This is a genomic window from Actinomadura citrea, assembly GCF_013409045.1.
Lineage (GTDB): Bacteria > Actinomycetota > Actinomycetes > Streptosporangiales > Streptosporangiaceae > Spirillospora > Spirillospora citrea.
Window position 1 is genome coordinate 8,901,588 of the sequence record NZ_JACCBT010000001.1, and the last position, 21,365, is coordinate 8,922,952.

Below are 21,365 nucleotides of genomic sequence, written 5' to 3' on the forward strand. Positions count from 1 at the left end.
TGAACGGGTGGCAACAAAACAGGGCATATTGGGCACGGGATTCCGGGGTGCGACGCTCGGGATCGTCCTGGTCGTGACGCTGCTGGCGTTCGAGAGCATGGCCGTCGGCACCGTCATGCCGGTGGTCGCGGGCGACCTGGACGGCCTGGCCCTGTACGCGTGGGGCTTCAGCGCGACCCTGATCACGAGCCTGCTGTCCACGGTGCTCGCGGGCGGCTGGGTCGACCGGTCGGGACCGACCCGGCCGTTCCTGATCGGGCTCGGCGTGTTCGTCGCTGGGATGGTGGTCGCGGGCGCCGCGCCGTCCATGTGGGTGTTCGTCGCCGGGCGCGCCGTGCAGGGCCTCGGCACGGGGGTCCCGCTCGTCGCCCTGTACGTGGTGATCGCCCGTGTCTACCCGGAGGATCTGCGGTCCCGGGTCTTCGCCGCGCTGTCGGCCGCCTGGGTGCTGCCGTCGCTCATCGGCCCGGCCGCCGGCGGCGCCCTGGCCGAGCACGCCGGCTGGCGGTGGGTGTTCCTCGGGCTCGTCCCGCTGGTGATCCCGCCGGCCTTGCTGCTGCTCCCCGTGCTGCGCGGCATCGCGCCGTCCGGTGCCGCCCCGGTCCCGGGCCGCTCGCGCTACCCCGCCGCCCTCTGCGTCGCCGCCGGCACCGGCGTCCTCCTCTACGGCCTCGACGGGACCGGCTGGACGATGCTGCCCGCCGTGCTCGCCGGCCTCGCGGGCCTGGCGTTCGGGCTGCCCCGCCTGGTGCCCGCCGGAACGCTCCGGCTCCGCCGCGGGCTGCCGAGCGTCATCCTCGTCCGGGGCCTGCTGTCGGGGGCCTTCTTCGGCACCGAGGTCTTCATCCCGCTGGCGCTGACGCGGCTGCACGACTTCAGCGCCACGCAGGCGGGGATCGTCCTGACGGTCGGCGCGCTCGGGTGGTCGGCGGCGTCCCAGATCCAGGGCCGCTCCGAGCGCTCCCGCGAGTTCTTCGCCCTCCTCGGCGCCGTCCTCGTCACCGCCGGGATCGTCCTCGCCACCGTCGCCCTGCAGCTCTCCGGCTGGCTCGCCGCCCCGGCATGGATCATCGGCGGCGCCGGGATGGGCTTCTCGATCGGCAGCCTCTCCGTCCTGCTGCTCGACCTGTCGGCCGAGGACGAGCAGGGCGTCAACTCCTCCGCGCTGCAGATCAGCGACACCCTCGGCTCGTCCCTCGTGGTCGGGGTCGCGGGCGCGCTGGTCACCGGCTTCGGCGCCGCCCGGCTGGACGCCGGGCTCGCCGTCGCCGGGGCGCTGTTCGCCGCGATCGCCGCGTTCGGCGCGATCGCCGCTCTCCGCCTGGAGGTCCGGACATGACCGTCGACTTCACCCTCCCCACCGCCTTGGAGGCGCACGAGCCGCCCGAGGCGCGCGGCCGGACCCGCGACGGCGTCCGGCTCCTGGTCTCCCGGCGCGCCGCCGGCGAGGTCTCCCACCACGCGTTCCGCGACCTGCCCGGCCTGCTCGACCCGGGCGACCTGCTCGTCGTCAACACCTCGGCCACGCTGCCCGCCGCCGTCCGGCTCGACCGGATCAGCGTGCACTTCTCCACCCCGGTGCCCGGCGCCGACGACCGGCTGTGGCTCGTCGAGCTGCGCCGCCCCGCCGGCAAGGGCAGCCGCCCGTACGCGGGGGGCTCCCCCGGCGAGTGGATTCCGATGCCCGGCGGCGCCACCCTCACCCTCGTCGGACGGCACGGGCACCGCGCCCGGGGGGAGTCCGACCGGCTCTGGCAGGCCCGGCTGAGCACCGACGTCGTCCCCTACCTGCGGCGCCACGGCGTCCCGATCCGGTACGGGTACGTCCACCGGGACTGGCCCGCCACCGCCTACCAGACCGCCTTCGCCCACGACCGCTCGTCCGGCGGCGCCGAGATGCCGAGCGCCGCCCGCCCCTTCACGCCCGAACTGGTGACGCGGCTGGTCTCGCGCGGCGTCCTGATCGCCCCGATCACCCTCCACACGGGCGTCGCGTCCCCCGAGGCCCACGAACCGCCCTACGCCGAGCGCTACACCGTCCCCGAACCGACCGCGGCGCTCGTCGGGCACGTCCGGGCCCAGGGCCGCCGGGTGATCGCCGTCGGCACCACCGCCGTCCGCGCCCTGGAGACGGCCGTGGACGCCGCGGGACGCGTCCAGGCGTCCTCCGGCTGGACCGAGCACGTCGTGACCCCCGAGGGCGGCGTCCAAGCCGTGGACGGCCTCCTCACCGGCCTGCACGAGCCCAGGTCGTCCCACCTGATGATGCTGACCGCCATCGCGGGCCGCGACCTGCTCACCGCCACCTACGAGGCCGCCCTCGCCGAGCGCTATCTCTGGCACGAATTCGGCGATCTGAACCTGATCCTGCCCGGATAGCGTCTCGCATGCCGGACCTGACGGGCGGGACGCCCGGCGCGGCCGGTACCGTTGGGAGCAGCATGGACGGGTCAGCAGAGCGCACGCTGCTCATCACACTCACCGGCCGCGACCGCCCCGGCGTCACGTCGCGCCTCTTCCGGACACTCTCGCAGTTCCCACTGACGGTGGCGGACGTGGAGCAGGTCGTGATCCGCGGACGGCTCGTCCTCGGCGTCCTGCTCGCCTACACCGAGGGCGCCGACATCGGACGGGTGTGGAACGCCGCCGAACGCGTCGCGAACGACCTCGACATGGAGATCGAGCTGTCCACCGGGCGCAACAAGCGGATGCCGAAGCGCAGCGGGCGCCTGCACGTCACCGTGCTCGGCAACCCGCTGATGCCCGCCGCCATGGCGGGCATCGCCGGGCGGATCTCCGCGCACGGCGCCAACATCGACCGCATCGAACGCCTCGCCCAGAACCCCGTCACCTGCATCGAGATGGACGTCTCCGGCGCCGACCCGGACGGTCTGCGCGCCGCGCTCACCGCCGAGGCCGTCGAGCAGCGGGTCGACGTCGCCGTCCAGCACAGCGGCCTGCACCGGCGCGCCAAGCGGCTCATCGTCATGGACGTCGACTCCACCCTCATCCAGGGCGAGGTCATCGAGCTGCTCGCCGAGCACGCCGGCTGCCTCGACGAGGTCGCCAAGGTCACCGAGGCCGCCATGCGCGGCGAGCTCGACTTCGAGGGCTCCCTGCGCGAGCGGGTCGCGCTCCTCGCCGGGCTGGACGCGGCCGCCATCGACGCCGTCCGCGACCGGCTCCGCCTCGCCGCCGGCGCCCGCACCATGGTCCGCACCCTCAAGCGCCTCGACTACAAGTTCGCGATCGTCAGCGGCGGCTTCACCCAGGTCACCGACGCCCTCGTCGAGGACCTCGGCATCGACTACTCCGCCGCCAACACCCTGGAGATCCAGAACGGCAAGCTCACCGGCCGCGTCACCGGCCAGGTCATCGACCGCGCCGGGAAGGCCGCCGCCCTGGAGCGCTTCGCCCGCGAGGCCGGCATCCCGATCAGCCAGACCGTCGCGATCGGCGACGGCGCCAACGACCTCGACATGCTCCAGGCCGCCGGACTCGGCATCGCCTACAACGCCAAACCAGTCGTCCGCCAGGCCGCCGACACCGCCGTCAACGTCCCCTACCTGGACACCATCGTCTTCCTCCTGGGCATCTCCCGCGAAGAGGTAGAAGCCGCCGACGCTGAGGACCCCCAGGGGTAGCGACCCGCTGGGAAGACACAGCGGGTTCCAGGGGGTCGTCACCCTGGGTAGACACTGCTCATGCTGCGGCGGGCGCGGGGGGCTTATGCCCAGGTGCATGGGCAGGCCGCGCCCTTCTACGGGCTGGCCGCCGCGGTCGCGGTCTCCGTTCCGCTGCTCGTCGGGGCGCTGACCGGGCACGCCGCGCAGGGGTCGATGATCGCGCTCGGGGCCTACCTCGTCGCGCTGCGCGCACCGGAGGGCCCGTACGGGGCGCGGGCGCGCAACCTCACCGTCGGCGTGCTGATCGTCGCGGTCGGGTCCGGGGTGGGCGGGCTGCTCAGCGGGCATCTGTGGCCGGCCGTGATCGTGGTGCCGCCGCTGGTCGCGCTCGGCGTGGCGGTACCGCGGATCGGGTCGACCGCGGGGCTCGCGGTGCTGCTGAGCGCCGTCCGGCCGCCGTCCGCGGACGTGGTGAACATCGGGCTGCTGGAGCTGGTGGGCGGGCTGCTCACCGCCGGACTGCTGCTGGCGCCGTGGCCCGCGCGGCGGCTGCGGCCGCTGCGGGAGGCGCTGAGCGAGTCCGCGGACGCGGTCGCCGAGGCGCTGGACGCCGTGGCGCAGGACGTGGGCGCCCACGACGCGGGGCCCCTCGACGCCGTCGAGCTGACGAATCCCGACCTGCTGGCGGTCACCCGCATCCCGGACTGGGAGGCCAAGCGAAGGGCGGCGTCGGAGTCGCTGACGGCGGCGCGCGCCACCTACGGGCTGTACCGGTCGGGACGGGCGGGGAACGAACCCACGAGGCCCGAGCGGGTGATCGACGCGCTGGGGCGCATCCTGCACGAGACGGTGACGCTCCAGGCCGTCCTGGAGGCGGCGAAGAACTACCCGCCGGACCGCGAGTGGCGGCTGGAGACGCAGACGGCGATCTCGGCGCTCGCGGCGCGGCTGCGGCTGCTGGCCGGGGCGGTCGCGACGGCGGGAGAGGCGCCGCTCGGCCGCGAGGAGTCCGCCGCCGTCCGGCGGATGGTCCGCGCCGCCGAGCAGATCAGGCGCGCCGGTCTCGCCGGCGACGAGGACCTGGTCGCGGTCGCGCTGATCGGTCAGGTGCGCCGCTCCGTCGACCGCATCGCCGGCGAGGTCGCCTCCACGCGCCGCCTCGTCGCGGGCGGCCTGCGCATCGGGTTCGCGGCGCCGCGGATGCCGGGCACGCTCGACCCGATGCCGGTCTGGGACCGGGTGCGCCGCGCCGTCCGCACGCGTTCCCCCACGTTCCGGCAGGCGTCGCGGGTGTACGTGACGGCGGTCGTGTCGATGGCGCTCACCGCCGTGCTGGGGATCCCGCACGGCCACTGGCTGACGATCACGGCGATGCTGAGCCTGCGCGCCACCTACGGCGAGACCGTGGACCGGCTCGTCCAGCGCGTCGGGGGCACCGCGGCCGGTGCCGCCGTCGCCGCGGTCATCCTGACGCTCGCGCCCGGGCAGCCCACCGTCGCGGTGATCGCGTTCTGCTTCGCGGGGGCCGGTTTCGCGATGCGCTCGGTGAACTTCTCCTACTGGGCCCTCTTCGGGACGCCCCTGGCGATGATGCTGCTGGACTTCTCCGCGCCCGCCGACTGGCGCATCGCCGGCGAGCGGATCGGCCTCACGGTCGCCGGGGCGCTGATGGCCTACCTCGCCGTCCTGCTGCTGTGGCCCGCCGGTCACCTCGAACGGCTGCCCGGCCAGCTCGAGCGGCTCCTGCGGACGCACGCCGCGCTCGTCCGGATGACGGCGGACGTCCTCGCCGGGGAGCGGACCCGGCTGCCGCACGACACGATCGTGACCGCGGAGCGGGCGGCGGAGGCGGTCGCCGAGACCCGGACCCGGCTCGGCCACGAGCGGGTGCCCGACCTCGAACTGAACGACCGGCTGCGCAGAGTCGTGGCCGCAGCGCACCGCGCCCGCGACCACCTCATCGCGGTCGCGAAGCTGTCCCGGGAGCGGGCCGTGGACACCGGGCCGATCCCCGAGATCCTCGACCGCCTCGCCGACCAGCTGGAGGACGCGGCCGGCCTGCTGGAGGATCCGGGGGAGCACGATCCGGAGGCCGGTACGCCCGTCGAGGAGCTCGGCGAGGAGCTCGCCGAGCTCGACTCCTACCTGTCCACGCTGACCCGGCGACGCCGCGCGGAGATCAAGGAGGGCGTCGGCCCCGACGAGCTCACCCCGCTGCGTCACGCCCTGTTGCAGGTCTCCGGGACCCGCTACACGATCGGGGAGCTGCGCGGGGACGTGGACCAGGTCATCGCGTCGTCCCTGGAGGCCGCCGAGCCGCGCCGGTGAACGTCAGTCCTTGGGCGTGTGGACGGTGCGCAGCGTGCCGAGCCCGGGCCGGACGTCCGTCCACGCGCCGGGAGGAAGGTCGATCACGGCGAGGGTGCAGGTGGGGAAGGCGTCGGGGGCCTGGCCGGTCAGGTCGTGGACGAGGTGGTGCACGGACGGGTTGTGCCCGACCAGCAGGAGCGTGCCGGTCTCGTCCGGCGTCCCGGAGACGAGGGCGAGGAGCCCGTCGGGATCGTTGTCGTAGATGCCGGGCTCGAAGGCGACGTCCGCGTCCAGCGCCAGGCGGGCGAGGGTCTCCCGGGTCCGCGCGGCGGGCGAGCACAGGACCCGCCCGGGGACGAGGTCGGTCGCGCGCAGCCAGTCCCCGGCCGCGGTCGCGTCGCGGCGCCCGCGATCGGTGAGCTTGCGGTCGATGTCGGGTATGCCGAGGCCGGCTTCGGCCTTGGCGTGGCGGAGCACGATGAGCGTGGGCATGGCCGCCACATTAAGGGGCCGCGAGGGCCGCCAGGGTCCAGAGCACGAGCATGATGCCGAGCATTCCGCCGATCACGATCGCGAAGCCCTTGGGCCCCGACATCGCCCGCTTGCCGCCGCCGCTCGCCACGGCCGCCTCCCGAGATCGATCCGCTGGGTCGAGGGCGGGACGCCCCACCCCTCCCGCACAGCGTACGACCGGGCCCGGGGTGGTCGGACGGGACCCCTCGGAACGCGCGAGGGGCCGGCGGCGCGTCGCCACCGGCCCCTCGCGTTCAGTCGGTCAGGACTTGCCCGCGGACGACTCCTCGGCGTCCGACTCGGCCTTCGCTCCCGCCGGGTCGGCGCCTACGGCCGCCTCTTTCGGGGCGCCCTCGTCGAGTGCGCCCGCCGCCTCGCCGCTCTTCGCGGCGTCCGGCTCCGGCTTGCCGCCCTCGACGGCGGGATCGGTGGACGGACCGCCGATCGGGTCGGCGCGCCGCTTGGAGATCACGATCGCCGCGACGACGACCGCGACGGACAGCACCGTGACGCCGACGCGCAGCGCGGTGTTGCCCGCATAGGTCACCACCGCGTCCGCGATCAGGAGCGCGACCAGGTTCATCACCTTGATCAGCGGGTTGATCGCGGGTCCGGCGGTGTCCTTGAAGGGGTCGCCGACCGTGTCGCCGATGATCGTGGCCTCGTGCGCCTCGCTGCCCTTGCCGCCGAGGTGGCCCTCCTCGACGAGCTTCTTGGCGTTGTCCCAGGCGCCGCCGGAGTTGGCGAGGAACACCGCCATCAGCACGCCCGCCGCGATGGCGCCGCCGAGGAAGGCGCCGAGGGGCGCGTACCCGAGGGCGAAGCCGACCGCGATCGGCGTCAGGATGGCCAGCAGGCCCGGGGTGGCGAGCTCGCGCTGCGCGTCCCGGGTGCAGATGTCCACGACCCGGTCGTAGTCGGGCTTCTCGGTGTAGTCCATGATCCCGGGCTTGGTGCGGAACTGCTCGCGCACCTCGACCACGACCCGGCCCGCCGCGCGGCCCACCGCCATGATCGCCAGGCCGGAGAACATGAACACCACGGCCGCGCCGATGATCAGCCCGATCAGCACGTTCGGGCTCGCGATGGACAGGTTGAAGTTCAGGAAGTCGGCGCCGATCGCGTCCTTGGCGCCCTTCGAGGCGTCCGCCAGCGCCGCGATCACCGTCGTGCGGAACGAGCCGAACAGCGCGGTCGCGGCGAGCACCGCCGTCGCGATCGCGATGCCCTTGGTGATGGCCTTGGTGGTGTTGCCGACCGCGTCCAGCCGCTCCAGCACCGCGGCGGACTCGCCCTGGACGTCCCCGGACATCTCGGCGATGCCCTGGGCGTTGTCGGAGACGGGCCCGAAGGTGTCCATCGAGACGATCACACCGACGGTGGTGAGCAGCCCGGTGCCGGCCATCGCCACCGCGAACAGCGCGACGGTGGTGTTGCCGAAGCCGAGCAGGAACGCCCCGTACACGGCGGCACTGATCACCAGCGCGGTGTAGACGGCCGACTCGAGGCCGAGCGAGATGCCCGACAGGATGACGGTGGCGGGGCCCGTCCGGGCGCTGTTGGTGACCTCCTTGACCGGCTTGCGGTTGGTCTCGGTGAAGTAGCCGGTGAGCACCTGGATCGCGCTGGCGAGCACGATCCCGATCAGGACGGAGCCGAGCGCGACCCAGCGCGGGTCGGCGTCCAGGCCCGCGATGCCCTTGTCGGTGACGCCGTCCAGGTCCGCGAAGGACGAGGGCAGGTACACGAACGCGGCGATCGCGACGAGGACCGCGGAGATCCCCGCGGAGATGAAGAAGCCCCGGTTGATCGCGGTCATTCCGGAGCGGTCGCCCGCGCGGGGCGCCACCGCGAAGATGCCGATCACCGCGGTGATCACGCCGATCATCGGCACGATCAGCGGGAACACCAGGCCCTGGTTGCCGAACGCCGCGGTGCCGAGGATCAGCGCCGCGACGAGCATGACGGCGTAAGACTCGAACAGGTCGGCGGCCATGCCGGCGCAGTCGCCGACGTTGTCGCCCACGTTGTCGGCGATCGTCGCCGCGTTGCGCGGGTCGTCCTCGGGGATGCCCTGCTCGACCTTGCCGACCAGGTCGGCGCCGACGTCGGCGGCCTTGGTGAAGATGCCACCGCCGACCCGCATGAACATGGCGAGGAGCGCGGCTCCGAAGCCGAAGCCCTCCAGCACCTTCGGTGCGTCGCCCTGGTAGGCCAGGACCACGACGGCGGCGCCGAACAGGCCGAGGCCGACGGTGAACATGCCGGCGACGCCGCCGGTGCGGAAGGCGATCCGCATCGCGGTCTTCTCGCCGCCCTCCTCGCGGGCGGCCGCGGCGACCCGGACGTTGCCCCGGACGGCCAGCCACATGCCGGTGAACCCGGTGACGGCCGAGAAGATCGCGCCGATGACGAAGAAGACGGACCGGCCGATCCGCTCGCCGGTGGAGTCGGCGGGCAGGAGCAGCAGGATGAGCGGGATCAGGACCACGAAGATCGCGACCGTGCGGAACTGGCGTTTCAGGTAGGCGCCTGCGCCCACCTGAACGGCGCGCGCGATCTCTTGCATCTTCGCGGTGCCCTGGCCGGCGGCCAGGACGTCGCGTACGAGACCCGCGGCGACGGCCAGTGCGAGCAGTGCGACCACGGCGACGACGACGACCAGGGAAAGGTCGCCGCCGCCGAGATCCACTTCAGCGCTGGCCGGGCTTGACAGGGAAAACCCGGGCATCCGTCCTCCTCGACAGGGGCGTTGCGATCGCGACCGACATAAAAGCGATCTTTACCGCGTACCCAACGAGTCACGATTTGGAACGCCTCGCACGGCAACGCGGGTGCCGGGAGTCTACGCACGCGTAAGTCGAATGTTAAGGCCGCGACGCCCTTCACGAAGATGTCGCCGAAATGAAACATGCGATACGCCGGAAATTGACACATTGGCCTGATCAAGCGGCATCGTCCCAGGTCAAACCGGGCCAGGCTTTCATTACCCTGCCGATACCTTGACGGGCACAGGGCATGACCGGCACCTCGGCACGACGACCGGCGTCCGCATTCAAGCTAGGCATTAACACGGAATATGTCTAGACCCAAATCGGGGCGAATCCCGGCTGATCGCAAGAGAGTCTCACACCGCGGGCACCACCGCTCCCACGAGCCCCACCACGGCCCCCGCCCGTGCTCACACACGGTCACCACGGCCCCAGCTCGGGCGTCAGGCCACCACGGCAGCACAGACGCATTGAGAGGCGCAGGGGAGCAGGCCCGACACGAGGCGCCCTGGCGCGGTACGTGGGCACAAGCGCACTCGGCGGGGGCCAGACCGCATCACCGGCAGGCCGGGAGGCAGTCTCCGGTACGGGCCCGCCGGATGGATAGGTGCACCCGATGGGGCGCGTTCCTTGAGAGAGACACGTGCATGAGCTGCCATCGCGTCCGAAGGCAGGTCCGGGTGCAGCAGGAACGTGCTGGTGCGGCGGACAGCCAGGCGAGCCGGATCGATGCCGACGCTCGCCGGACACCGGACCGATGGGTACACCGGACCGATGGGGAAGGCGCGTAGCGCCAAGAGCAGAAAGTACTGAAGACGACGGCGGAAGCCGTCTACTGCGCCGGCCTCCGCCCCCAGGGCAACCCCGCAACAACCCCAACAGCCGCGATCGCGTCCGAAGGCAGGTTCAAGCGAAGCGAGAACCTGATCGCGCAGCGAGCCGCAAGGCGAGACGAAGCGATGCCAGCGATCGCCCGCAGTCCCCGACGACGCAGGGCCCCCAGGGCCCGAAGGAGGAGGGCACTGCCCTCCTACACAGCGCCGACCTCAGCCGACGCCGCAACCACGCAACAACCCCAACAGCCGCGATCGCGTCCGAAGGCAGGTTCAAGCGAAGCGAGAACCTGATCGCGCAGCGAGCCGCAAGGCGAGACGAAGCGATGCCAGCGATCGCCCGCAGTCCCCGACGACGCAGGGCCCCCAGGGCCCGAAGGAGGAGGGCACTGCAATAAACACAGTGCGCTTCTTCTTCGGGCCGCCAAGGCCCGAAGAAGAAGGGCACTGCCATGAACACGTCTAGATGGTCGCCTCGGCTTCGGCCGGCCAGCTCATCCGTATCTGGACCCCCTTCGGCGTGTTGGCGATCTCCACGTCGTCGGCGAGCCCGGCGATGACGGCCAGACCCAGTTCAGCGATGCCCTCGCCCAGGCCGTACTCGAACTCGTCCGCTCCCTCGTCCGCAGCGGCTGCGGGGAGCCCCTCCGGCGGGAGGTCGCCGGGGACGGTGTCGCTGACGATCACCTCGAAGCGGCCCTTCTCGCCGCGCAGTTCGAGGCGGACGGGTTCGTCCGGGCAGTGCCGGCGGTGCGCCTCCACGGCCCGGGAGCACGCCTCGGCGACCGCGAGCCGGACCTCGTCGAGCAGAGGTTCGGCGACGCCGCTGCGACGGGCGACGGCGGTCACGATCAGCCGGGCGGTCCGAACGTGGACGGGCAGCGCGCTGAAGGACAGTTCAACAGTCGACATCTCGGCCGCGGGGCGCCTACTTGGCGCCCTTGCGCTTCTCCTCGGCCTCGGCGATCGAGTCGTGAATGCCGAAGACCTTGGTCAACCCCGTGATCCGGAAGATCTTGAGGATGCGCTCCTGGGTGCACACGAGTTCCAGCGAGCCGTCGTGGGCCCGCACCCGCTTCAGCCCGCCCACGAGGACGCCGAGCCCGGTCGAGTCGAGGAACTCCACCTTCTCCATGTCCACGAGCAGGTGGAACTTGCCCTTGTTGACCAGGTCGATGAGCTTCTCGCGAAGCTTCGGCGCCGTGTAGACGTCGATCTCGCCCTCCACGTTGATGACGGTGAGGCCATCGTCGGTGGTGTAGTCGTTAACCTTCAGATCCACAGATCCTCCACGCGCCGTGCAGCACTATCCGATCCCGCCGTCCGGCCCCGTGGGTAGGGCGCCGGCCGCCGAGACTTCGCCGTGATTCAACCACGCTCCGGCGTCGCGTACGCGCGTAATCGCCCACACGGGCGAAAGTTCGCGCCATCCCGTCTGACCTGCTGATCTCAGGGTCAGAGCAGGGGGAACGGGCCCTCCGGCGCCGGGGCGTTCCCGTAGTTTTGCCCCGGCTGGCACACTGAAAACCTGATGGGCGCCCAAAGATCCTCAACTCCCCTGGACCGGCTGCTCGCCGACCCCGCACGGCGCGAACGCATCACCCATGTGGAGAGCGTTCCCGCACGTCAGGGACGCCGGGCCGCGTGGCCCTCCTGGTCGCCGCCGCTTTTGGTGGAACGGCTGGCCGCCGCCGGCATCGCCTCCCCGTGGGAGCACCAGTCCGCCGCGGCCGAGCACGCCCGCGCCGGACGCTCTGTGATCATCGCCACAGGGACGGCGTCGGGCAAGTCGCTCGCCTACCTGCTGCCCTGCGTCGAGGCGATCTACGCGGGCGAGGAGAACCCTCGCCACGAGGGGACGGTCCTCTATCTCTCGCCGACCAAGGCTCTGGCCGCCGACCAGCTCCGCGCTCTGCGCTCCCTGCGCCTCACGCGGGTGCGCGCGGCGACCTACGACGGCGACACGCCGCAGGACGAACGGACGTGGGTCCGGCAGCACGCCAACTACGTACTGACCAACCCGGACATGCTGCACAGGTCACTCCTTCCCGGGCATGCCCGGTGGTCGTCCTTTCTGCGTCGGCTCCGGTATGTCGTCATCGACGAGGCCCATGGATATCGCGGCGTCTTCGGGTCGCATGTCGCGCAGGTTCTGCGGCGCCTGCGCCGGGTGTGCGCGCGGTACCACGCGTCCCCCACGTTCATCCTCGCTTCGGCCACCGCGTCGGAGCCCGCCGCGGCCGCGTCCCGTCTCACCGGCCTCGATGTGGTGGCCGTGGACGACGATGCCTCCCCGCGCGGGCCCGCCACGTTCGCCCTCTGGGAGCCGCCGCTGACGGACCTGCGCGGCGAGCAGGGCGCGCCCGTTCGCCGTACCGCCACCGCCGAGGCCGGTGACCTCCTGGCGGACCTTGTTGTCGAAGGCGTCCAGACGCTCGCCTTCGTCCGGTCCAGGCGCGGTGCAGAGTCGGTGGCGCTCAGCGCCAAGCGCGCTCTGCACGAGGTCGCCCCCGGCTTGGCCGAGCAGGTCGCCGCCTACCGTGCCGGTTATCTGCCCGAGGAGCGGCGCGCCCTGGAGGCCGCCCTGCGCTCGCGCTCGATCATCGGCTTGGCGAGCACGAACGCGCTGGAGCTCGGCGTGGACGTCTCCGGGCTCGACGCGGTCCTGGTCTGCGGATGGCCGGGAACTCGCGCGTCGCTCTGGCAGCAGGCAGGACGTGCCGGACGTTCCGGGCAGTCGGCCCTGTCCGTCCTGGTGGCCCGCGACGACCCGCTCGACACGTTCCTCGTCCACCACCCCGAGGCGATCTTCGGGACGCCGGTCGAGGCCACCGTGCTCGACCCCGACAACCCCTACGTCCTCGAACCGCACCTGTGCGCGGCGGCGTCCGAGATGCCGCTCACCGAGGACGACCTCCCGCTCTTCGGGCCCGCGACCGCCGACCTGCTGCCGGACCTGGTGCGGCGCGGTCTCCTGCGCCGCCGCCCCGCCGGCTGGTACTGGACGCGCCGCGACAGGGCCTGCGACCTGGCCGACATCCGGGGCGCGGGCGGCGCCCCCATCCAGGTCGTCGAGGCCTCCACCGGACGGCTCCTCGGCACCGTGGACGAGCCGTCCGCGCACACCACCGTCCACGAGGGGGCCGTCTACATCCACCAGGGTGAGTCGTTCATCGTCCAGACCCTCGACCTGGACGACTCCGTCGCGCTCGTCGAGGCGGCGGACCCCGACTACTCGACCACCGCCCGCGACGTCACCGACATCAGCATCGTGGAGCGGCTCCGCTCGGTCTCCTGGGGCGAGGCCACGCTCAGCTTCGGAACCGTCGAGGTCACCCGCCAGGTGGTCGCGTACCAGATGCGCCGCTTGCAGACAGGGGAGATGCTCGGCGAGAAGCCTCTGGACCTGCCGCCACGGACCCTCCGCACGCGCGCCGTATGGTGGACGCTCTCCGAAGCCCAGATCTCGCGTTTGGACGACCTCGACCTGGCAGGCGCAGCCCACGCCGCCGAACACGCCTCGATCGGCCTGCTCCCCTTGTTCGCCACGTGCGACCGCTGGGACATCGGCGGTGTCTCTACTGCCGTCCACCCCGATACCGGGCTGCTCACCGTCTTCGTCTACGACGGCCATGAAGGCGGCGCCGGATTCGCCGAGCGCGGCTACGGCGACGCCGCGTCCTGGCTACGCGCGACCCGCGACGCCATCGCGTCCTGCGAGTGCGATTCCGGCTGCCCGTCCTGCATCCAGTCGCCCAAGTGCGGCAACGGCAACGACCCGCTGGACAAGCGCGGCGCCCTCGACCTTCTGGCCGTCCTCCTGCACGAGGCCCCGGAGTAGCCCGGTCAGTTGGGCGCGACGCGCTGGGCGGGGACGGAGGCCGGGTCGTCCATCCCGCGCCGGGCCTGGGCCAGCGCCTGCTGCAGCTTGCGCCGCTCCATCTCCAGGGTCTGCAGGGACTCCTCGTGCTCGTCCCGCAGGTCCCGCAGCTCGCGCCGCATGTTCATCGCGCGCCGCAACCCCAGCGACGCGACCATCATCCCCGCCATGAACACGATGGCGACGACGGCGCCGGCCATGAAGACCTGCCACTGCGAGGTGATCCCCGGAACCTCGTCGCCGAACAGGGTCAGCCGGGCCGCGCCCGGGTTGTCCAGCGCCACGGCGACGCCGACCGCGCCGGCGGCGAGCGCGACGAGCAGTCCCAGGAAGATCATGCGGGGGTCCCCTCTCCATCGGGCCCCTGTACGGAACGGGGGCCGAGGTCTCGGACGACGGACCGCATTGCCGCACAAGCCAGACGATCCGACTGGCAAGGCAGCCTAGACCGTGCTCTGGACGCTCGCCAGCCCCACGACCAACACCCGTCCCCCGGGAAACCGGCGAACGAGCCGGCCCGCGTCACGCGAGCACGGGTTCCGCCGGATGCGTCGGGCGGATGTTCTGGTTGAGGCGGAACACGTTGGCGGGGTCGTAGGAGTCCTTGAGCGCGACCAGCCTCGCGTACTTCTCCTCGCCGTAGGCGTCCCGGACGCGGTTCCCCTCCGCGGTGAAGTTGAGGTACGACGCCCCCGTGCCGAACGGCCGCATGGCCGCCGCGAACGCGCGGGTCGCGGCGATCATCGCTTCGTCGTCGGACGGGTCCGACCACGCCGAGATCGGATGGAACAGGTAGCGGGCGTCCCGGTGGGAGAACGCCGTCGCCTCGTCCGGCACCTTCGCGACGCCCTGGCCGATCCGGAAGACGACCATCTGGGACAGCGGGGCGCCGCGTCCGGCCAGGCCGCCGGCGTGGGAGAGGTACGCGTCGACGGCGTCGTCGCTCAGCTCGGGCAGGTACTCGCCGCGCCAGTACCCCCGGGATCCGGGCGCGTTGATCGGGTCGATGACGGCCTGGAAGTCGACGTAGGGCATCGGCGCGAGGACGTCGACGACCGGCCGGAGGTCCCGGAGCGGGCGCATCGCCTCCTCGCCGAGCTCCGGAGCGCCGACGTACATCGCGAGCACGCCGAACACCGGCTTGCCCTGCAGGTCCGGTGGGACGAACGGCTCCGGCGGCGCGGTGATGACGGCGCACGCGGTGGCCACCTCGTCGGGCGCGGCGTCCGCCCAGTCGCGCCAGCCCCGCATGGTCTCCAGGGCGCGCTCCATCGGGAAGAGGGTCATGCCGGCGAAGACGGTCGGGCCGAGGGCGTCCAGCCGGAACTCGAACTCGGTGACGACGCCGAAGTTGCCGCCGCCGCCCCGGATCCCCCAGAACAGTTCGGGGTTCTCGCGCTCGCTCGCCCGCACGATGCTCCCGTCGGCGAGCACCACTTCGGCCGAGACGAGGCTGTCGCAGGCCAGACCGTACTTGGACGACGTCCAGCCGTAGCCGCCGCCGGTGGTGAACCCGCCGATGCCGGTGGTGGTCACGCGCCCGCCGGGGCTGTGCATCCCGAACTCCTGGGTCACCGCGTCGTACTCGCCCCACAGGACGCCGCCGCCCGCCGTCGCCGTCCGCGCCGCGAGGTCCACGCTGATCGACTTGAGCCCGCTCAGGTCGATCAGCATGCCGTCGTCGCAGGTGCCGAGACCCGCGATGCTGTGCCCGCCGCAGCGGACCGCCACGATGAGATCGTGCTCGCGGGCGGTGTCGACGGCCATCGCGACGTCGGCCGCGTCGGCGCACCGGGCGATCGCCGCCGGACGGCGGTCGATCATCGCGTTGAAGACGCGGCGCCCCTCCTCGTAACCGGACTCGCCGGGCAGCAGTACCGTGCCGGAGAGTGCGCCGCGCAGGGCGTTCACCGGGTCGATCGTGGCCATGGCTCCTCCTCGGATCAGATGGCACGATCCTGGCGAAGGCCGCGTTCCGCGAGCGTTCCGCGCACCCGCTCCTCGAACGCCCGCTGCCCCTGGCGGCGCGCCGCCGCGAGAGCCCGCCGCAGCTCCGCGTCCACCTCCCCGTCCGGTGCGCCGAGAGTGGCGAGGAACGTCGCGCGCAGCCGCCGGATCTCGGCCTCCCACAGCCGCGCGCCGCGTCCCATGCCGAGCGCCTCGTCCGCCAGGGCCAGCCCGGCCGCCGGCTCCGCCGCCACCGCGTACCCCTCCAGGAGCAGCCGCGTCGCGACGCCCGGCAGGCCCGGCGCGGGCGCCTCCCCGTGGACGACCTGGTCGCGGAAGCGGCGCAGCCGCGCCAGGCCCGGGCCCCTCCGTCCGGCGAGGAGGTCGAGGTATCCGCCGAACAGCTCCATGGAAACGCGGACCTGGCGCGGAGCGTCCTCCACCAGGTCCGCCTCCAGGCCGCGCACGTGGCGGCGGAACTGCGCGTCGTCCCCGCGGTCCACGGCGTCGACCGCCGCCCACAGCCAGGTGACCGCCCGGCTGTAGGCGTGGGTGGACCCCTGCGCGACCGCCAGGGCCGCGTCGCGCTCGCGGTCGGCCTCGGCGCCGCGGCCGAGCAGCCACAGCGCGTGCGCCAGGCGCAGCCGGACGATCAGCTCCGTGTCCTGTCCGTAGCGCAGCACGTGCGCACCGCGCCGCGCCGGCCGGAACCGCCGTATCGCGGCCGTGAGGTGGCGGCGGGCCCGCTCCAGGTCGCCCGACCAGTAGGCCGCGATCCCGCGGACGTGGTCGGCCTCGACCCGCAGGACCTGGTCGCCGTCGCGCTCGGCGCGGTCCCGCAGCCGCTCGCCGAAGTCGTGCGCCGCCGCCCATTCGCCCCGCGTGAGCGCGGCCAGCGCGAGCGACCACACGAGCGGCGGCTCCGGCTCGGCGCCGAGCCGGTCCGCGAGCCGCAGTGCCCGCGCGTGCACCCGCGCCATCCGCTCCGACCCGTACCCCTCGCAGGCCACGAGCGGCGCCGGCAGCGCGGTGAGCAACCGCAGCTGGGTCCTGGCGGTGCCAGGACCCGGCGGCAAGCCCTCCGACAGGGCCAGCGCCCGCTCCAGCTCCCTGGCCGCGTCGGCGTGCGCGTGCAGCCACTGCGCGTCCCCGGCCGCCCGCTCATGCCACCGGACGGCGTCCGCGACCGCCCCGGCCCTCTCGAAGTGCGAGGCCAGCGCCGTCGCCGTGCCGCCGCATTCCTCCAGCACGCGGGCGACCGCGAGGTGGACGCGACGCTGGCGGGGCGGGCCCAGCGCGGCGTAGGCGGCGTCCCGGATCCGGCCATGGCTGAAGTCGTAGGCGCCGGGGCCGTGCGCGCGGACGATCCCGCGGCGCCACAGCTCGTCCAGCGCGGCGACGAACGTCCGCTCGTCGAAGCCGCTCACCCTCGCCGGGACGGTGGCGGGGAAGGCGGGGCCCACCACCGCCGCGATGCCCGCCAGCTCCGCGGCCGGCCGCGACAGCCGCTCCAGCCGTCCCGCGATCACCGCCTGCACCTTCGCGGTGTCCGCCGGCGCGTCCGCCCGCATGGCCTCCACCACGAACAGCGGATTGCCCTCGCTGTAGCCGTGGAGGCGGTGCAGCCGCCCGGCGTCGAGCGGGGCTCCCGCGACGCGCTCGGCCAGCAGCGCCGTCTCCGCCCTGCCGAGCCGGCCGAGCCCGATCTCGGTGAACCGGTCGAGCGACTGGAGCGACCCGATCAGCGTGCCGAGCGGGTGACCCGCGTCGAGGTCCTCGCGGCGGGCGGTGGCGGCGACGAGCAGCCGCGCGGACGGCGCCGCCCGGACCAGGTAGTGGATCAACCGCAGGGACTGCGCGTCCGCCCACTGCGCGTCGTCCACGACCAGCAGCAGGGGCGCGCCGGCGTTGAGCAGCGCACGGCCGATGGCGCGCGGCAGCCGCCGCCGCAGCTCCGTCTCGGAGACCGGCGCGGGCGGCGCCACGTCGCCGTCCAGTTCGGGGAGCAGCCGGGAGAGCTCGGTCAGCCCCGCGCGGTCGAGCCTCGCCAACCGCGCGGCCACCGGACGGGAGCGCAGCCATGCCGCCACCACCCCGTAGGCGATCGTCCCCTCCGCCGGGTAGGCGCGCGCCTCGACCGCGACCGCGTCGACGCGCACGCGCAACTCCTCCACCAGCCGGGTCTTGCCGATACCCGCCTCCCCGCTGACCAGCACGAACCGCGCGCCTCCGCCGGCGGCCGCCCGCCACGCGCCCGCCAGCCGGCCCCATTCCTCCTCGCGCCCGACGAACGGCGACGTCGCATGCCGGTCGTCCGCGGCGGGGGCCGTCTCCGCCAGGAGCTCTTCGTACATCGCCCGCGTCTCCGGGGACGGCTCCACACCGAGCTCCCGCTCCAGCGTCGCGGCGCACACGTGGTAGGTGCGCAGCGCCCGGACCCGGTCGCCGCCTTCGCCGGAAACCCGGATCAGCAGGCGATGGCCTTCCTCCCGCAGGGGGTCGCACCCGACCAGCTGCTCGGCGCGGCGAATGGCCGCGGGCCAGTTCCGCTCCCGCTCATGCCGGCGCGCCAGCTCCCCGAGTGCCTCCATGTGCAGCTCCGCGAGCCGCTCGCGCTCGTCCGCGATCCACTCGTCGTAGTCGCCCTCCAGCAGCTCGCCGCGGTAGACGCGCACGGCGTCCTCCAGCCGCCCGTCGGCGAGCGCCTGCTCGAACTGCTCGACGTCCAACCACAACGGCGCGTCCTCGCGCCACCGCAGCGTCCGCGCGCCGATGTCGATGAAGCGATCGGTCTCCGGCAGGCAGCGGCGCAGATTGTGCAGGACCTTGCGCAGATTGGTGCGCGCCTGGGCGTCCGTGGAATCCGGCCACAGCAGGAACGCCAGCCGCTGCCGCAACTGCGGCGCGTTCCGGTGGAGCAGCAGGTAGGCGAGCAGCGACTCCACTCTTGCGGACTCCAGCGGCGGTAGCGGCTCACCGTCGAGCCGCAGCTCCACGCCCCCGAGCAACCGAGCCCGCAGACCGGCCATCCCTCAGCCCGCCCACGGCGGCGCCCGCAGAACGGGCGTCGGGCATCCAGGTGCCGCCCCCCGCGGCACCGACCGTCCTGGAAAGTGGCGGCTCCCCCGCTCACGCATAAACCCACGGTACGTCGCCCCAACACCACCCGCCACGGCCGTGACCTCGGCAGACCCGCACGCGCACGGCGAATTCATCGAGCGGATCGGCGGCTGAAGGAGCAGGACGGCTCGCTGGGGCAGGCCTCCAGCGCCCGGACGGGAAGAGGCCGGACTCGGCACCGGGTGCGAGCGGATCGGGCGCCTTCTCGCCCGGCTCGACGGCCGACCGGATGCCCTGCTCAACGGGATCGGCCGCGGAGCATGATCGCAGTGAGCACGGCACCGGTGAGGGCGATCGCCGCGCCCAGCGAGAAGAGCCGGCCGAGATCGGCATGGGAGGGGGCACCCGCCCCCAGCACGGCCCCGTAGACGGCGATACCGACCGATATGCCGACCTGGAGGACGGTGTTGTTGACGCCCGAGGCCATCCCGAGATGCCGCTCGTCGGGGATGTCGACGGCCAGGCCGCCCAGGACGGGCAGCGCGACGCCGCAGCCGAACCCGGCGACGATCAAGCCGGTGGTCAGGTGGGCGTCCATCAGCGCGATGCCCGTGGTCAGCGAGGCCAGCGCCCCCGCGACCAGTGCCCCCTTGGGCATCCGGTCCATCACCGCGCCCGCCAACGGCCCGGCCAGCAGGATGGGGACGACCAGCGGCAGGAACGCCAGGCCCGTCCGCAGCGCCGTGTAGTGCTCGTGCTCCTGGAAGTAGACCGACAGGTAGATCAGCAATGCGAACACGCTCGCCTGGACGGTGAACGAGCCCACCTGCGTCCCGGTGAACACGCGGCTGCGGAACAGCGTGAGGTCCAGCATCGGCTCGCGCCGGCGCCTTTGCAGGAGCAGGAACGCGACCGCCCCGGCGGCCGATCCCCCATACAGACGGACGTCGTCGGCCCCCCGCAGCAGGGCGAGCACCAGCAGCACCAGCGTGATCGCCAGCAGCACCGGCCCGGCGAGGTCGAGCCGCCTCACCTCCAGGTGCTCGCGACGTGGCAGCGACCGGTGCGCGAGGGCCAGGGTCAGGGCCGCGACCGGCAGATTGATCAGGAAGATCCAGCGCCAGCCGAACCCGGAGACCAGGGCACCTCCGGCGACCGGACCGAGCACGACGGCGAGCCCCGCGACCGTGCCGCGCACCCCCAGCGCAATGCCGCGGTCGCGTCCGTCGTAGCACTGGGCGATCAGGGCGAGCGTGGTGGCGAACATCAGAGCCCCCGCCAGGCCCTGCACCACGCGGGCGGCGATGAGGACGGGCAGTGCGGTGGCCAGGCCACAGGCCAGGGACGATACCGCGAACGCCACCACCCCGGCGAGGAAGGTGCGCCGCCGTCCGAGCCGGTCGGCGAGCGATCCGGCGGTGAGCTGGAACGCGGCCATCGCGAGGGTGTAGGCGTTCATCGCCCATTGCAGGCCGTCCAGGCCGGCGTGCAGGTCGCGGCCCAGATCCGGAAGCGCGACGGTCACCACCGTCGCGTCCAGCATGAGCATGAAGACGGCGAGGGCGATGGCGGCCAGCGGCCACCACCCCGCGGCCGTCCGGCCCGTGCCCTCGGGCGTCGTGATCTCCGTTCGCACGGCCGACTCCTCCCTAGCGATGTTAGGGAGACCCTAACACCGCTAGGGATTCCCTTGCAGTGCTAGATTGAGTCCATGGCACTTGGCCTGTCCGACGACGGCGGCGTCACCCGGCTGGACCGGGCGCGGATCGCCCGGACCGCGCTGGAACTCCTGGAGGCCGAGGGAGCCGACGCGTTCAGCATGCGGCGGCTGGCGACCGCGCTGCAGATCAAGTCCCCGTCCCTCTACTGGCACGTCCGCGGCAAGGACGAGCTCTTCGACCTGCTGATCGACACCGTGCTGGGCGAGGTGCCGCTACCCGAGGACGACACCCGGCCCTGGGTGGAGCAACTCCACGAGATCGGCCTCGCGCTCCGCCGCGCGTTGCTCGCCCACCCGCAGGTCGCTCAGCTCATGCCGGGCAGGCTCGCGTTCGGCCCCAACGGGCTGCGGCTTGCCGACCACATCATCGGCGTGCTGCGCCGCGCGGGCTTCGACGAACGGCTGGCGGGCTACGGCTACCTGCTGCTGATGTTCTACGTCGTCGGCTTCGCGGCCCAGGAGACCGCCTTCGGCAAGGGCCCCGACAACCCGGCGCGCCTGGCCGAGATCAGCGGCTTCCTGAGCGACCTGCCCTCCGACCGCTACCCGAACCTGGTAGCGGTCGCCGACACGCTCACCGCCCGCCCCGGCCTGACGAACCGCTTCGAACGAGGCCTGACCGGCATCCTCACCGGCCTGACCCAAGACCGCCCAACCCCCTAGCGGCCCCACCCCGGCATCCCGGCACCCCCGGCACCCCGGCAC

General features: G+C 73.0%; 14 protein-coding genes. 6 read left to right on the forward strand and 8 right to left on the reverse strand.

The genetic code is table 11. The annotated features are described in order from the left end of the window. Positions 1-7 precede the first annotated feature (7 nt). The 4 genes from BJ999_RS40780 to BJ999_RS40795 all read left to right on the forward strand — a co-directional run bounded on the left by BJ999_RS40780 (position 8) and on the right by BJ999_RS40795 (position 5,954). Entirely contained in the window at positions 8-1,339 is a 1,332-nt protein-coding gene (locus tag BJ999_RS40780) for an MFS transporter (protein WP_229810046.1), read from the forward strand. After that, a complete protein-coding gene (locus BJ999_RS40785; RefSeq protein WP_179838169.1) occupies positions 1,336-2,379 on the forward strand; it encodes an S-adenosylmethionine:tRNA ribosyltransferase-isomerase in 1,044 nt (347 codons plus the stop codon). Before BJ999_RS40780 ends, BJ999_RS40785 begins: the two co-directional genes overlap by 4 nt. Positions 2,380-2,441: 62 nt before the next feature. Continuing rightward, the gene (gene serB / locus BJ999_RS40790) at positions 2,442-3,644 is read left to right on the forward strand and encodes a phosphoserine phosphatase SerB (protein WP_179838170.1); all 1,203 of its coding nucleotides are present in this window, start codon (positions 2,442-2,444) and stop codon (positions 3,642-3,644) included. Positions 3,645-3,704: 60 nt separating this feature from the next. After that, positions 3,705-5,954: an FUSC family protein gene (locus BJ999_RS40795; RefSeq protein ID WP_179838171.1), complete on the forward strand. Its 2,250-nt coding sequence runs from the start codon at positions 3,705-3,707 to the stop codon at positions 5,952-5,954. Between the two features lie 3 nt (positions 5,955-5,957). On the opposite strand, the gene BJ999_RS40800 is transcribed toward BJ999_RS40795, so the two are convergent. From BJ999_RS40800 to BJ999_RS40815, 4 genes are all read right to left on the reverse strand, one after another. Then, the gene (locus BJ999_RS40800; RefSeq protein WP_179838172.1) at positions 5,958-6,428 is read right to left on the reverse strand and encodes a SixA phosphatase family protein; all 471 of its coding nucleotides are present in this window, start codon (positions 6,426-6,428) and stop codon (positions 5,958-5,960) included. 283 nt (positions 6,429-6,711) lie between these two features. Beyond that, positions 6,712-9,180, reverse strand: coding sequence for a sodium-translocating pyrophosphatase (locus tag BJ999_RS40805; protein ID WP_179838173.1), 2,469 nt, complete (start codon positions 9,178-9,180; stop codon positions 6,712-6,714). Positions 9,181-10,515: 1,335 nt separating this feature from the next. Continuing rightward, positions 10,516-10,965, reverse strand: a complete 450-nt coding sequence (locus tag BJ999_RS40810) for an ATP-binding protein (RefSeq protein WP_179838174.1) — start codon at positions 10,963-10,965, stop codon at positions 10,516-10,518. A gap of 16 nt (positions 10,966-10,981) precedes the next feature. After that, positions 10,982-11,335 carry an STAS domain-containing protein gene (locus tag BJ999_RS40815; protein ID WP_021597910.1) on the reverse strand — a complete coding sequence of 118 codons (354 nt, stop codon included), beginning with the start codon at positions 11,333-11,335 and terminating at the stop codon, positions 10,982-10,984. Positions 11,336-11,584: 249 nt separating this feature from the next. On the opposite strand from BJ999_RS40815, the gene BJ999_RS40820 reads away from it, so the two are divergent. Continuing rightward, positions 11,585-13,894, forward strand: coding sequence for a DEAD/DEAH box helicase (locus BJ999_RS40820; protein WP_179838175.1), 2,310 nt, complete (start codon positions 11,585-11,587; stop codon positions 13,892-13,894). Between the two features lie 5 nt (positions 13,895-13,899). On the opposite strand, the gene BJ999_RS40825 is transcribed toward BJ999_RS40820, so the two are convergent. The 4 genes from BJ999_RS40825 to BJ999_RS40840 all read right to left on the reverse strand — a co-directional run bounded on the left by BJ999_RS40825 (position 13,900) and on the right by BJ999_RS40840 (position 20,576). Next, a complete protein-coding gene (locus BJ999_RS40825) occupies positions 13,900-14,271 on the reverse strand; it encodes a hypothetical protein (protein ID WP_179838176.1) in 372 nt (123 codons plus the stop codon). 184 nt (positions 14,272-14,455) lie between these two features. Then, entirely contained in the window at positions 14,456-15,862 is a 1,407-nt protein-coding gene (locus tag BJ999_RS40830; RefSeq protein ID WP_179838177.1) for an FAD-binding oxidoreductase, read from the reverse strand. A 14-nt stretch (positions 15,863-15,876) separates the two neighbouring features. Continuing rightward, positions 15,877-18,876: an ATP-binding protein gene (locus BJ999_RS40835; RefSeq protein WP_179838178.1), complete on the reverse strand. Its 3,000-nt coding sequence runs from the start codon at positions 18,874-18,876 to the stop codon at positions 15,877-15,879. Positions 18,877-19,238: 362 nt separating this feature from the next. Continuing rightward, positions 19,239-20,576, reverse strand: coding sequence for an MFS transporter (locus BJ999_RS40840; RefSeq protein WP_179838179.1), 1,338 nt, complete (start codon positions 20,574-20,576; stop codon positions 19,239-19,241). A gap of 75 nt (positions 20,577-20,651) precedes the next feature. Between BJ999_RS40840 and BJ999_RS40845 the strand changes: the two genes are divergently transcribed. Beyond that, positions 20,652-21,323 carry a TetR/AcrR family transcriptional regulator C-terminal domain-containing protein gene (locus BJ999_RS40845; protein WP_179838180.1) on the forward strand — a complete coding sequence of 224 codons (672 nt, stop codon included), beginning with the start codon at positions 20,652-20,654 and terminating at the stop codon, positions 21,321-21,323. Positions 21,324-21,365: the final 42 nt, after the last annotated feature.

Coding starts and splice junctions, on each gene's coding strand:
- BJ999_RS40800 (WP_179838172.1), bottom strand. CDS start 6,428: ATGCCCACGCTCATCGTGCTCCGCCACGCCAAGGCCGAAGCCGGCCTC.
- BJ999_RS40820 (WP_179838175.1), top strand. CDS start 11,585: ATGGGCGCCCAAAGATCCTCAACTCCCCTGGACCGGCTGCTCGCCGAC.
- BJ999_RS40785 (WP_179838169.1), top strand. CDS start 1,336: ATGACCGTCGACTTCACCCTCCCCACCGCCTTGGAGGCGCACGAGCCG.
- BJ999_RS40795 (WP_179838171.1), top strand. CDS start 3,705: ATGCTGCGGCGGGCGCGGGGGGCTTATGCCCAGGTGCATGGGCAGGCC.
- BJ999_RS40830 (WP_179838177.1), bottom strand. CDS start 15,862: ATGGCCACGATCGACCCGGTGAACGCCCTGCGCGGCGCACTCTCCGGC.
- BJ999_RS40810 (WP_179838174.1), bottom strand. CDS start 10,965: ATGTCGACTGTTGAACTGTCCTTCAGCGCGCTGCCCGTCCACGTTCGG.
- serB (WP_179838170.1), top strand. CDS start 2,442: ATGGACGGGTCAGCAGAGCGCACGCTGCTCATCACACTCACCGGCCGC.
- BJ999_RS40805 (WP_179838173.1), bottom strand. CDS start 9,180: ATGCCCGGGTTTTCCCTGTCAAGCCCGGCCAGCGCTGAAGTGGATCTC.
- BJ999_RS40845 (WP_179838180.1), top strand. CDS start 20,652: ATGGCACTTGGCCTGTCCGACGACGGCGGCGTCACCCGGCTGGACCGG.
- BJ999_RS40825 (WP_179838176.1), bottom strand. CDS start 14,271: ATGATCTTCCTGGGACTGCTCGTCGCGCTCGCCGCCGGCGCGGTCGGC.